The organism is Gordonia sp. Swx-4 (genome assembly GCF_030316175.1).
Lineage (GTDB): Bacteria > Actinomycetota > Actinomycetes > Mycobacteriales > Mycobacteriaceae > Gordonia > Gordonia alkanivorans.
In genome coordinates, this window is sequence record NZ_CP128197.1 from 998103 (window position 1) to 1011232 (window position 13130).

Below are 13130 nucleotides of genomic sequence, written 5' to 3' on the forward strand. Positions count from 1 at the left end.
TCGGTTCTGTGGTGACCCAGAAGCCGAGACGGCGGGTGAAGTCTGGGAAGGTCTCAGTGTCCTTGCCGACCGCGCGCTTGACCACCACGCGTGTGCTTGTACCCATTCCGCAGTTCGGCACACCTCGGGGGCGATTCGCGCAGCGAAATCGCCCCCGTCGGCATATCGAAGCCGGCCTTCAGCCGCCCGCGCACTTGTTCTGTGTCAGAACGGTGGCGGGTTGTTTCGGTCCCACTCGACTTGTTGTCGACGATAGGTGTCGGTGCGGTGTGCGCGCTCGTCGGTGAGTCGTTGCCGCGCCGGGTGGTCGGGTGGCTGGGTTTTCAACGACGCGAACAGGTCTCGCCCGGTGTATGGGTTGCCCAGGTAGGTGTGGCCGGTGGGGGCTTCGAACCACACGGCGAGGTACTCGTCCTGGGAGTCGCGCCATTGTCCGAAGGTTTTGATGCGGTGGTGGAACCGGCACAACGGTTTGAGGTTGTGCTGGAGGGTCTTTCCGCCGCGGTCGGGCTGGCGGTGGTCGTATGGGTGGGTGTGGTCGAGGTCGACGGTCCACACCGGTTGATTGCAGCCGGGGAAGGTGCAGCACAACTCGCCGGCGCGGACGAGTGCCTGCAGTTTCTTGCTCGGTACGTAGGTGCTGGCGGCGGCTGCGGCCCGGGCGTCGGCGTCGGCCGGGTCGGTGCGCACCCCGGTGGTGATGAAGGTGTGAACCGCGTCAGCGAAGAGTCGGCGCATGGTGTGGGCGTCGATCAGCCCGTAGCCGTCGAGCATGCCGGGTTCGTTGTCGAGCCCGACAAAAGTCGTCAGGTTGCCCACGATGTGGTAAGTCGGTCGGGGTGCGCGGCAACTGGTGCAGGTGCATGTGCAGTCGCCGGTCGGCTCCGGGGCCTGCGCGTCGTCCTCGGGTTGGGTTGCGGCGGTGTCGGTCACGTTCGGTGCAGCAACGGGGGTGGGCCCGGGTCCGGGTGTTGTCGCAACGGCGGGCTCGGGGGTATCGAGGTTCTGCTCGGCTGGTGGGGGTGTGCAGTCGGGGCAGTGGCAGTTCAGGGTTTGGTTACCGTGGGCGAGGGCGAGGAGGGCGTCGGCGCGGCGCTGGGGCATGGTGCGCGGGTCGCCGGTGTGCACGCCGGTGGCCATGGCGGTCAGCTGGGCGTTGAGGGCGGCGGCGTCGGTGTGTGGCAGGTGCCCGGTGATGCGCGATTGGCCGGGTTGGTGGCGGTCGGGTCGGATGTCGATTCCGCGGTCGCGGGCGGCGTGGTCGTTGCGGCGTTTCACCGCATCAGGTGCATGCGTGTGGACAATGTTGTCGACCATGGTGGTGAACCGCGCCGTCGACATCGGATCGCGCGCCAGGATTGCCTCGGCCAACGCGGCGTCCACTATAGGCATGGTGGCGTTGTCGACGAAGTCGGTGCGTTTGAGTGCGATCAGGAACCGGTCGAGGTCGATTCGTCCGCAGGCCAGGGTGGTGCCGGTGAGCGGAAGCCGGTACCGCATGGCGTCGCCGGTGCGGATGAGGTCGCGGGCTTCGGCGGGGGTGAGGTTCAGGGCGGCGCCGAGTTCGGCGGTGGCTTGTTCGAATCCGTTGGGCCCGAACTGTTCATACGGGTCCGCACCGGTAACTGCTTGTGCTGTCCTGTCGAGGAGTTCGTCGATGGAACCTGCCTCGCCGGGGTGAATCGCACTGCGGTGCAGTAGGTATTCTTCTTCGCGTTGTTCGTGGAGCAGGCTGGCGGTGATCAGTGTGCGGCAGGTGTTGGCGGCGTTCATCGATGCCGAATAGACGGCGGTGCTGATCAGGGCTTCGGGCGAGAGGCCGGCGAGTGATCCGAACACGTCGAACCCCGCGTCGGGGAGATCCCCGCCGGGGTCGATGGTGCCGAACTCGAAAGCCATGACACCACCATACGAAGGGGGTCCGACAAAACCGTCGGCACGACTCCGACGGATCGTCAGGCGCCAGAACTACTTTCGGTAGTAGACGTGGGTCAGCGGTGTCGGATGGCGCGCCGCGCGATCTCGATGGCCGTCGAACTCAGCGTCACCCCTCGGAGTCCCCGTTCCGGGGGCGAGACGGCTCCGAAGAACTCGTAGATTCCGTTGTCGAGGTCATAGAGGTCGTACTTCTGGATCGGGCGCCCGCCCGGGCCCTGCCAGCGATACGCGGTGAGCAGCGCGCCGATCGTCTCGAGTGGCATCTCGTCGCCGGGTTCGGAGGCGGCGGCGAAGAAGAGCATCAGCAGACTCGCGTCCTCGCTGAATTGATCCATCTTCTGGTTCAGCAGCCGGTCTGCGAGATGGTCGGCCAGTGCCTGCGGATCGTCGGCGAGGTTCGCTCCGGCTCGGGTCGGCAGGAGGCGGCCTTTGTACTTGCGTAACAACCCCATCCGAAGCATGGACTCGCGGAAGTGCAATACCGGCGCGCTCTGGACTTCTCGATTCTTGGCGCCGAAGAAGTACTTCATCGTCGGCAACACCTTGGACGCCGCAACCACGTCAGCAGGTTTCAAGTAGCCGGCCGAGGTGAGTGTGAATCCTTCATCACGTGCGCGACGCAGGAACCACAGGTACGGGTTCAGGTCGGCCTCGAGTTGCTCACCCGTCGCCATTGTTGATGAACTCGCCAGCCGACCTGCGCTCGCCGTCAGAGCTCCGGACTCGTCGAACGGTTGAATCCGGCACAGCAGAACGCCGAGACGACCATCGATCCCGGCATCGACGAGCGAGAGGATGGGATCGCTGAGTGCGGCGTTCACCTCGTCGATGTCGAAATGTGCGGGGTCGTCGACGACCTCGGCGAGTGACTCCGCGTCGGTGATCCCGCCGCAGTCCTCCGGCGGTGCAGCTCGCCGACCGCCGACGCAGCGGGCCCACGGGGTGTCCTTCGACGCCTCGTGGACGCTTTCGACCTGCAATGTCAGTTCCCAGCTGTCGCCGTAGTCGTAGACGTAGCGCAGGACGTCGCCTTGTCCGTGGAGCGTCTCGTCGAGGCGAACCTCGGCGACGGGTGTGCCCACCTCCTCGCCTTCCTGCGCGTCGAACGGGCAGAGGAACAGTTCACTCCTGCGGTCGAATGGGCTGCCGCCCAGGGCAAAACGATAGAGGTGGTAGTCCAGCCATCCGAACGCCGCTTGAATGATCCGGTGCAGGTCCTCCAGGGAGACATCCGAGCGGACGTCGAGGCGGCGCCAGATGGGAGGCCGCGCTTCGTCGAGGTCCACGCGGATGCGGAACACCACGGTCTCGGCGAGCGGTTCCTTGCGGTGACGAATCGACGGTGGCCGCTCGAACCTGTCCGCGGCAGTTCTGCTGAGCTGGTTCAGCAGCGTGGGGAGTTCGTTCGGTTGCAGGCCGGCAAGCATCGCCTCGAACTGGCGACGCAGTTCTTCGGCATCGGGCGATTCGTGGCCAGGGTCGTGCATGCTGCCCAGCGTAGGCCAGGCCCGTTTCCCGCGGTGTCTGTTCCCTCCCGCTTACCGGATCCGGCAAGCGGGAGGGAAACAGTCGGGCGGGAGGGGGGACCGCCCCGCGGGGAAGTGTCTATGCGTACGCCGGCCGGAAGGTCAGCCGGGCACCCTGGACCTTGGCGGCGTCGCGGAAGTTCTTCATCGCGCGTTCCATGTGGAAGCCGTTGGTGACGATGAGCGCGCCGGTTCCGCCCATGCGTTTCAGCATCGCCACCGTGTTCTGGGCGTTCTGCACCGTCGAGGTCGACGCGACCTCGTTGACCATCTGCCACGTCGGGATTCCACGTCGGATCAGTCCGATGTTCATGAACTGTGCCTCGGCGATGGGGAGCCAGTGGGTGTCGCCGCCGGAGGCGATGATGCGGTTGAACGGATGCTGTTTGGCGAGTTTGGCCGCGACGTTGAGTCGCTGGGTCATGATCTGCGGTGTTTGGCCGAGCTGGCCGAATTTGGCGCCCAGGACGACGATGTAACGGGTCGGCGGGCTCTCCCAGAGGAAGGTGCTGTTCGGCGTTCCGAGTTCGGAGCTGCCGAAGTCGACGCTACCGAAATCGAGACTACCGGGGTCGGCACTACCGAAATCCAGACTGGTGGCGGCTGATTCGATCTTCGCGGTGCTGTTGTCCCCGGTGGTGGTGACGGCAACACCGGCCGTCGTCACCGCCGCGGCGACGGCGATCGCGGGCATCATTCTTCTCAGATGCATGCTCTCGAAGTGTACGGATGAGCACGGACGTGCAGGTTTCGGCGCGATAACATCTGCATCACCAGTCACATACGTAACAGGTTGAATCGGCGTCGAACCATCGTCGGATCATCAGGTCGCGCCGGGGTCAGGTGAGCGCGATGTACTTCACCGAGAGGTACTCGTCGATTCCTTCGCTGCCGCCCTCGCGGCCGATGCCGGACTGCTTGATGCCGCCGAATGGTGCTGCTGCATCGGAGATCACGCCGCGGTTCACCCCGACCATGCCCGAATCCAGGCGGCTCGCGACGCGCATGCATCGTTCCAGGTCGCGGCTGTAAAAGTACGCCGCCAGGCCGTACTCGGTCGAGTTCGCGGCAGCGATCGCGTCGTCCTCGGCGTCGAAGGTGCTGATCACCGCGACCGGGCCGAAGATCTCCTCCCGGGTGACCGGGGCATACGGGTCGACGTTGTCGAGAACCGTTGCCGGGAAGAAGAATCCGCGACCGTCGGGTCGTTCCCCACCGAGCCGGACCCGTGCTCCGTCGCTCACGGCCTGCTCGACGGCGGCCGCGACCTTGTCCCGCTGATCGGCGTTGACCAGCGGCCCGAGGGTCACGCCGTCCTGGTAGCCCGGCCCCATCACGACGTCGGACATCTTCTCCACCAGCTTGGTGGTGAACTCCTCGGCGACACCGGATTGCACGAGGAATCGGTTGGCCGCTGTGCAGGCCTCGCCGCCGTTGCGCATCTTGGCCGCGAACGCTCCCTCGACCGCGGCGTCGACGTCGGCGTCGTCGAAGACCAGGAACGGTGCGTTGCCGCCGAGTTCCATCGAGGTGCGTTGCACGCGTTCGGCCGCCTGCCCGAGCAGGTTGCGGCCCACCGGCGTAGAGCCGGTGAAGCTGATCTTGCGAATCCGGTCGTCGGTGATCAGTGCGGTGGACACCTCGCCGCTCGAACTCGTCGGCAGCACCGACAGCACACCGGGCGGCAACCCCGCCTCCGCGAAGGCCTCGGCCAGCGCCAGCATCGTCAGCGGTGTCTCCCGCGGCGGTTTCACGATCATGACGTTGCCGGCGGCCAGCGCCGGCCCGATCTTGCGCGTTCCCATCGCGAGCGGAAAGTTCCACGGCGTGATCGCCAGACACGGTCCGACCGGCTGATGGGCGACGAGGATCCGTCCGTTGCCCGCGGGGGCCTGGGTGAACCGCCCGCCGATGCGGACCGCCTCCTCGGCGAACCAACGAAGGAACTCGTTTCCGTACTTGGTCTCCGCCCGGCTGTCGGGGAGTGCGCGGCCGAGTTCGAGCGTCATCAGCAGGGCGATGTCGTCGGCGCGGTCGGTGAGCAACTCGAACGTCCGGCGCAGGATCTCGCCGCGCTCGCGGGCGGGCGTCGCGGCCCACTCGTCGGACACGGCGACCGCGTGGTCGAGCGCGGAGCGGGCATCGGCGACCCCGGCGTCGGCGACCGAGGTCAGCGACTCCTCCGTGGCCGGGTCGTACACCTCGAAGGTGGCGCCGTCGGCGGCCGGCGTCGAGCGGCCGTTGATCCACAGTCCGGTCGGCACCCCGTCGAGAACCGCCTGGGGATCGATCACATCCCTGTCGCCGACATCGCTGGAGTTCATGCGGTCTCACATCCTCGTCTGTTCGAGTTGCAGCCTCGGCATTCGCACGCCGTTTTCAACGCTACCGGCCGGGCGGTGGTTGCCGACCGCCTTCGCGCGGACGCACGATGGGTTGGTGGACACACGACACCGATGCGGTCGGACCAGCTCCCTGTTGCGCGGTCTCGGCCTGCTCGCGGTGGCCGCGACCCTGGCGACTGGTTGCTCGAGCGACGACGCCGCGGGCAGCCCAGGCCCGCCGCCCACATCCGCCGAGACCCAGACCGCCGACAACCGCACGGATTACGTCAACCTCGGCGACAGCTTCAGTGCGGGGACCGGCGTCCAGCCGCTGGTGGAGGACTCGCCGATCCTGTGCTTGCGCTCGTCGAAGAACTTCGCGCACATCGTTGCCGCGGAGGAAGACCTCTCGCTGACCGACGTCAGCTGCGGCGGCGCCGAGACCGCCGACTTCCGGAACGCCCAGCACGAGGGGGTGCCGCCGCAGCTCGACGCCCTGACCGCTGACGCCGACATCGTCACGGTGATGATCGGCGGCAACGACAAGGGGACCTATGGGCGGACGATCGAGCTCTGCAGCCGAGCGGCGGACACCAATCCACTCGGCTCGCCGTGCACCGATCGGTACGGACGCTCTTTGATCGAGCCGGTCGCCACCGACATCTATCCGGCCATCCGTCAGGCGCTGCGCGACGTGAAGGCCAAGGCGCCGGACGCGAAGGTGCTGCTCGTCGGCTATCCGTGGCTGATGCCGCCGACCGTCGGCTGCTACCCCGAGATGAAGCTCGCCGTCGGCGACGCCCCCATGATCCGCGAGCTGCAGACCTCGCTCAACGAGTACGGCCGACGCGCTGCCGAGGACGAGGGTGTCCGGTTCGTGGACATGCTGCCGGTGTCGGTGGGGCACGACGCCTGCGCCGGTCCGCAACGCTGGATCGAGCCGATGACGGCGCAGGGACCCGCCCGGGTTCACCCGAACGAACGGGGCCAGGCAGCGATCGCGGAGCAGGTCCGCAAGGCGCTCGCGAACTGACCGTCGACGGCCCCATCTGACACCCCCGCGTGATCCGGAGCACCCTCTCACCAGCGGCGATTTGGGTCACCCGGTGCCATTTGGAACACTGTAGGCCGTGACCCCTTCCGTTGACGGCCCCATCGTCGAGCATTCCGACTCCTCCGCTGCGCTGTTCGCCCGCGCCGCCGAGGCCATCCCGGGCGGCGTCAACTCTCCGGTCCGTGCCTTCTCTGCGGTCGGCGGGACCCCGCGCTTCATCTCCAGTGCCCAGGGCTGCCGCCTGACCGATGCCGACGGCAACACCTACGTCGACCTCGTCAGCTCGTGGGGACCGATGATCCTCGGCCACGCGCATCCGGCCGTCGTCGAAGCCGTGCAGCGTGCGGCGACCAGCGGTTTGTCGTTCGGCGCGCCCACCGAGGCCGAGATCGAACTGGCCGAGGAGATCATCGGCCGCGTCGATCCGGTCCAGCGTGTGCGCCTGGTGAACTCGGGTACCGAGGCCACGATGTCGGCGATCCGGCTCGCCCGCGGATTCACCGGTCGTTCCAAGATCATCAAGTTCGCCGGCTGCTACCACGGTCACGTCGACGCCCTGCTCGCCGCCGCCGGTTCGGGTCTGGCGACGCTCGGTCTGCCGACGAGCCCGGGCGTCACCGGTGCGTCGGCCCACGACACCCTGGTTCTGCCCTACAACGACCTGAAGGCCGTCGCGAAGGCATTCGAGGAGCACGGCCACGACATCGCCGCGGTCATCACCGAGGCGGCCGCCGGCAACATGGGCGCGATCGCGCCGCACGCGGGCTTCAACGCCGGTCTCCGCGAGGTCACCCGCCGCCACGGCGCGCTGCTGATCATGGACGAGGTCATGACCGGCTTCCGGGTGAGCCCGAGCGGCTGGTATGGCCTCGAAGGAGTCGCGGGAGACCTCTACACCTTCGGCAAGGTCATGAGCGGCGGCCTGCCCGCCGCCGCCTTCGGTGGTCGCGCCGACGTCATGGAACGCCTCGCGCCGACCGGCCCGGTCTACCAGGCGGGCACCCTGTCGGGGAACCCGGTCGCGGTGGCCGCCGGCCTCGCCACCCTGCGTCACGCCGACCACGAGGTCTACAACAAGCTCGACGCCAACGCCGACCGTCTCGCCGGACTGCTCACGGAGTCGCTCACCGCAGCCGGTGTCAGCCACCGCGTGCAGAAGGCGGGCAACCTCCTGAGTGTGTTCTTCACTACCGACCCGGAGATCCCGATCGTCGACTACGCGGGGGTGAATGCGACGCAGACCTGGCGATTCGCCCCGTTCTTCCACGCGCTGCTCGAACGCGGGGTGTACGCACCGCCGAGTGCCTTCGAGGCCTGGTTTGTGTCCGCCGCACTCGACGAGGATGCTTTCTCGCAGATCGCCGACGCGCTGCCCGCGGCAGCGCAAGCAGCCGCTACCGCAGCCACCCCGGGGGACAACGCCTGATGCACACGATCGTCCACATGATGCGCCACGGAGAGGTCGACAACCCGGAGGGCATCCTCTACGGCCGACTCCCCGGTTTCCGGCTCTCCGGCACCGGCCGCTCGCAGGCGCAGACGGTCGCCGACGCCCTCGCCGACCACGACGTCAAGGCCGTCTTCGCCTCGCCGCTGCAGCGTGCGCAGGAGACCGCGACCCCGATCGCGGCCGCCCACGGGCTGTCCATCCAGACCAACGACGACCTCATCGAGGCCGACAACGTCTTCGAGGGCCTCAAGGTCTCCGTCGGCGACGGCGCGCTGAGCAAGCCGCGGCACTGGCCCAAGCTGCGTGACCCCTTCACCCCGTCGTGGGGCGAGCCGTACATTCAGCTGGCCCACCGCATGCTGGCCGCGGCCAACAAGGCCCGCGACGCCGCACGCGGCCACGAGGCCATCTGCGTCAGCCATCAGCTGCCCGTCTACACGCTGCGTCGGTTCCTCGAAGGTCAGCGCCTCTGGCACGACCCGCGTCGGCGGCAGTGCTCGCTGGCCTCGCTGACCAGCCTGATCTACGACGACGACGCCCTCGTCGACATCATCTACTCCGAGCCGGCCGGTGCATCCGACCCGCTGGCCACCGGTGCGTGAAGCCAGAGGTAGAGAAGCAGTGCGCAAGTTCCTCCTGCCGGCAGTGCTGTCGGCCCTGATCCTGCTGATCAGCGGCTGCAGCACCGGTGACGACGCGGTGGCACAGGGGAACACCTTCCAGTTCGTGTCGCCCGGCGGGCAGACGGTCATCACCTACGAACCGGCCGACCGCAAACCGATCGCCGGCCTCGAGGGCGAGGACCTCGTGAGCGGGCAGCCGCTGTCGCTGTCCGACGCGAGGTTCGCCGACAAGGTCGTGGTCATCAACGTCTGGGGTTCGTGGTGCGGGCCCTGCCGTGGCGAGGCCGACGACCTCGAGCGCGTCTACGAGGACAACCGCGACGACGGCGTCGAGTTCCTCGGCATCAACCTGCGCGACGACCGGAACTCCGCGAAGGACTTCGTGATCGACCGCAAGGTCGGGTTCCCGTCCATCTACGACTTCCCGGGCCTGTCCCTGGCGGCACTGACCACCCCGACCTCGGTGGTCCCGACGACGATCGTCCTCGACCGTCAGCACCGGCCGGCTGCGGTCTTCCTCAAGGCCGTATCCGACAAGGAACTCGACGAGGTCGTCAAGCGGGTCGCCGCGGAACCCACGGGTGCCGCCTGATGTCCCAGCCCACCACGGCCGACCTGACGACGACCGTCCTCGCCTCGTCGATCGGCGACACCTTCGCCGACACGGTGACCAGCGGCCCGCTACTACTCGCCCTCGCGGCATGTCTGCTGGCCGGTCTCGTCTCGTTCGCGTCGCCGTGCGTGGTGCCGCTCGTCCCCGGTTACCTGTCGTATCTCGCGGGACTCGTCGGCGCCGAGGCGCCCGCGGTGAAGGCGGGCGAGGGAGCCAAGACCGGACGCTCACGGGTCGCGCTCGCCGCCGGCCTGTTCGTACTCGGTTTCACCGTCGTGTTCGTCGCTGCCACCGCGACGGTGCTGGGGGTCACCAGCACGTTCGTCCTCAATCGTGAACTGCTGCAACGTATCGGCGGCGTCGTCACCATCGCCATGGGCCTGGTGTTCATCGGCCTCATCCCGGCCCTGCAGCGTGAGGTCCGCTTCGAGCCGGTGCGCGTCTCCAACATCGTCGGCGCCCCGCTGCTCGGCGCGGTCTTCGCGCTCGGCTGGACGCCGTGCCTCGGACCGACGCTGGCCTCGGTCATCGCGACCGTCAGCGGCACCGAGGGTGCGACCGCGGCCAAGGGCGTGACCCTCATCGTCGCGTACTGCCTGGGCCTCGGCCTGCCGTTCGTCGTGCTGGCATTCTCCTCGGCGTGGGCCCTGCGCAGCCTCGGCTGGCTGCGCCGCAACGCCCGGACCATCCAGATCATCGGTGGCGTCCTCCTCATCGGCGTGGGCGTCGCACTGCTGACCGGCTGGTGGGACCAGTTCATCGTCTGGGTCCAGGTCCGCTTCGTCACCGACACCCAACTACCGATCTGAGCGTGTTGCAGCCATGACCGACGTCTCCGACCGTCCCCAGGTGGACACCCCCGAACCCGGCGCGCCCAAGCCGCACTGGGCCCGACGCCGGGTGCTCTGGCCGCTGCGCAACCTGTGGCGTTCGCTGACCTCGATGCGCACCGCCCTGCTGCTGCTCTTCCTGCTCGCACTCGCGGCGATCCCCGGAGCGCTCCTCCCACAGCGCGAGCTGAACGAGACCAAGACGCTCGAGTACATCGCCGAACGCGGCACGCTCGGCACCTGGATGGACCGACTGCAGCTGTTCGACGTCTTCTCCAGCGTCTGGTTCACCGCCATCTACGTGCTGCTGTTCGTCTCGCTGGTCGGTTGCCTCACGCCGCGGATGATCGAGCACTTCCACAGCCTGCGTGCCAAACCCGTTGCCGCGCCGCGCAATCTGTCGCGGCTCCCGCGGCACGTCACGCACACCGTCGACGGCACCCCCGACGAGATCGCCGAGCGCATCAACGGCCGGCTCCGCGGCTGGCGGCGCGAGGTCGTCGTCCGCGAACCGTCCAAGGCCTACCCCGAGGGCTGCGTCGAGGTGTCCGCGGAGAAGGGTTACCTGCGGGAGTTCGGCAACCTGGTCTTCCACTTCGCGCTGCTCGCGCTGCTGGTGTCGATCGCGGCCGGAAAGATGTTCGGCTACGAGGGCACGCGAATCCTCGTCGCCGACGGCGAGCAGGGCATGTGCAACACCTCGACCGCCGTCTACGACTCCTTCCGCGCCGGCAACCTCGTCGACGGCACCGACCTGTCGCCGTTCTGCTTCCGCGTCGACGACTTCTCGGCGACCTTCCTGCCAAGCGGGCAGCCCGACATGTACGACGCGACGATCCGCTACGCGGAGGGAACCAAGGTCGGCTCCCCGGACACCTGGACCAGCACCTCGGTCCGCGTGAACGAACCGCTGCGCGTCGCCGGCGACCGCGTCTACGTGCTGGGCAACGGCTTCGCCCCGACCTTCACCGTGACCTTCCCCAACGGGGAGAAGCGCACCCAGACCGTCCCGTTCGTCCCGGACGAACTGCAGACGATGCTGTCCTCGGGTGCGGTGCGCTACGACACCCCGGCCGGTCTCTATCCCGACGCCGACGAGCGACGGAAGAACCAGATCGCGCTCGAGGGCCTGTTCGCGCCGACCGCGCTCTACCACGGGACCCTGCTGACGTCGCTGTCTCCCGAGCCCGACGACCCGGCCGTCGCGATCCGCGTCTACAAGGGCGACACCGGTCTCGACACCGGCAAACCGCAGAACGTCTACTCCCTCGATCAGGACCTCGTCGAGCAGGGCCGCCTCCAGCGGCAGGCACAGGTGAACCTGAGCATCGGCCAGAGCCACACCACCGCCGACGGCACCACCGTCACCTTCGACGGATACAAGCGGTGGGTGTCGGTGCAGGTCTCCCACGACCCGGCACAGATCTGGGTGCTGGTCAGCTCGATCGTGATGCTCGGCGGGCTTCTGATCTCGCTGCTGATCCGCCGCCGTCGCATCTGGGCGCGGCTCGTCCCGGCACCGGTCACCACCGGGCAGGACGGCAGTCGAAACCCGGCCGGCTCCGAACCGCTCGACGGAAAACGACGTACTGTAGTAGAGATTGCCGGTCTGGCCCGTACCGATCAGGCCGGCTGGGGTGAAGGGTTCGAAGATCAGGCGGCGGCACTCGTCGCCGACGACGCGGACGAATCCACCTCGCGGCGCGCGACCCGGCGGCTCTAGGCGCCGGCGAAAGGAACTCTGATGAACAACGGCACCGTCCAGGTGGACGAGACGCTGGCACGCTACTCCGACCTGCTGTTCGGCACCGCGATGGCCGTGTACGTGGTCGCCGCGTTCCTGTTCTTCGGTGCGCTGGCGGCGGTTCGCGGTCGCCGGCTCGAGGAGCGGGAACTCGTCGCCGCCGGTACCGCCTCGGCTTCGGCCGGTTCCGACGACGTCCGGGTGCCGGGTCGCGTCGCGGGCCCGGCGAAGCGGACGTTCGGGGACAAGCTCGGCAACATGGGCCTGCCCGTCGTGATCGTCGGGCTCGTCGCGCACCTCGCGTCGATCGTGCTGCGCGCCATGGCAACCGACCGTGTGCCGTGGGGCAACATGTACGAGTTCGTCTCGATGACGTGTGCCGCCGGTGTGATCGCCGCGCTGGTCATCCTGCGCAAGCCCGAACACCGTCCGCTGCTCTCGTTCGTGCTGCTGCCGGTCGTCCTGCTGATGTTCATCGCCGGCCGCTGGCTCTACACGCAGGCCGCGCCCGTGGTGCCGGCGCTCAAGTCGTACTGGCTGGCCGTGCACGTCTCGATCATCTCGGTGTCCTCGGGCATCCTCATGGTCTCCGGCGTCGCCAGCATCCTCTACCTGATGAAGATGCGGTGGGCATCGAACCCCGCCGCCGACGCGGCTTCCACCGCTCGCCCGGGACTGGGCGGCGCGCTGCGTCGCATCGTCGACCACATCCCGGCGGCCGAGAGCCTGGACCGCCTCGCCTACAAGACCGTTGTCGTCGGCTTCCCGCTCTTCGGCCTCGGCGTGATCTGCGGTGCCATCTGGGCCGAGGCCGCCTGGGGACGATTCTGGGGCTGGGACCCCAAGGAGACGGTGTCGTTCATCGCGTGGGTGATCTACGCGGCCTACCTGCACGCCCGCGCAACCGCAGGCTGGCGCAACACCGCCGCGGCCTGGATCAACGTCGCCGGCTTCGTCGCGATGCTGTTCAACCTGTTCATCATCAACCTGGTCGTCTCGGGCCTGCACTCGTACGCAGGCCTCTGAGC

Annotated in this window: 11 protein-coding genes; 7 read left to right on the plus strand and 4 right to left on the minus strand. The window is 68.0% G+C overall.

What is annotated here, in order from left to right; translation table 11 throughout:
- Positions 1 to 204: 204 nt before the first annotated feature.
- From PWF70_RS04590 to PWF70_RS04605, 4 genes are all read right to left on the minus strand, one after another.
- A complete protein-coding gene (locus PWF70_RS04590) occupies positions 205 to 1899 on the minus strand; it encodes an HNH endonuclease signature motif containing protein (protein ID WP_286352858.1) in 1695 nt (564 codons plus the stop codon).
- 92 nt (positions 1900 to 1991) lie between these two features.
- Positions 1992 to 3425: a plasmid pRiA4b ORF-3 family protein gene (locus PWF70_RS04595; RefSeq protein WP_286352859.1), complete on the minus strand. Its 1434-nt coding sequence runs from the start codon at positions 3423 to 3425 to the stop codon at positions 1992 to 1994.
- A 118-nt stretch (positions 3426 to 3543) separates the two neighbouring features.
- Positions 3544 to 4176: a YdcF family protein gene (locus tag PWF70_RS04600; protein ID WP_042377482.1), complete on the minus strand. Its 633-nt coding sequence runs from the start codon at positions 4174 to 4176 to the stop codon at positions 3544 to 3546.
- Positions 4177 to 4303: 127 nt separating this feature from the next.
- A complete protein-coding gene (locus PWF70_RS04605; protein ID WP_286352860.1) occupies positions 4304 to 5788 on the minus strand; it encodes an NAD-dependent succinate-semialdehyde dehydrogenase in 1485 nt (494 codons plus the stop codon).
- 115 nt (positions 5789 to 5903) lie between these two features.
- Between PWF70_RS04605 and PWF70_RS04610 the strand changes: the two genes are divergently transcribed.
- The 7 genes from PWF70_RS04610 (at position 5904) to ccsB (ending at position 13128) form a co-directional block, all read left to right on the plus strand.
- Positions 5904 to 6821, plus strand: coding sequence for an SGNH/GDSL hydrolase family protein (locus tag PWF70_RS04610; protein WP_372512918.1), 918 nt, complete (start codon positions 5904 to 5906; stop codon positions 6819 to 6821).
- A 97-nt stretch (positions 6822 to 6918) separates the two neighbouring features.
- A complete protein-coding gene (gene hemL / locus PWF70_RS04615) occupies positions 6919 to 8268 on the plus strand; it encodes a glutamate-1-semialdehyde 2,1-aminomutase (protein ID WP_035753336.1) in 1350 nt (449 codons plus the stop codon).
- Complete coding sequence (locus PWF70_RS04620; protein WP_035753334.1) at positions 8268 to 8894, plus strand: histidine phosphatase family protein; 627 nt, start codon at positions 8268 to 8270, stop codon at positions 8892 to 8894. The genes hemL and PWF70_RS04620 overlap by 1 nt, the downstream gene beginning before the upstream one ends.
- A gap of 19 nt (positions 8895 to 8913) precedes the next feature.
- The gene (locus PWF70_RS04625; protein ID WP_035753330.1) at positions 8914 to 9507 is read left to right on the plus strand and encodes a TlpA family protein disulfide reductase; all 594 of its coding nucleotides are present in this window, start codon (positions 8914 to 8916) and stop codon (positions 9505 to 9507) included.
- Positions 9507 to 10337 carry a cytochrome c biogenesis CcdA family protein gene (locus PWF70_RS04630; protein WP_006358566.1) on the plus strand — a complete coding sequence of 277 codons (831 nt, stop codon included), beginning with the start codon at positions 9507 to 9509 and terminating at the stop codon, positions 10335 to 10337. The genes PWF70_RS04625 and PWF70_RS04630 overlap by 1 nt, the downstream gene beginning before the upstream one ends.
- Before the next feature lie 13 nt (positions 10338 to 10350).
- Positions 10351 to 12081 carry a cytochrome c biogenesis protein ResB gene (gene resB, locus PWF70_RS04635; RefSeq protein ID WP_035753327.1) on the plus strand — a complete coding sequence of 577 codons (1731 nt, stop codon included), beginning with the start codon at positions 10351 to 10353 and terminating at the stop codon, positions 12079 to 12081.
- 21 nt (positions 12082 to 12102) lie between these two features.
- Complete coding sequence (gene ccsB / locus PWF70_RS04640) at positions 12103 to 13128, plus strand: c-type cytochrome biogenesis protein CcsB (protein ID WP_035753325.1); 1026 nt, start codon at positions 12103 to 12105, stop codon at positions 13126 to 13128.
- The last annotated feature ends 2 nt before the right edge of the window (positions 13129 to 13130 follow it).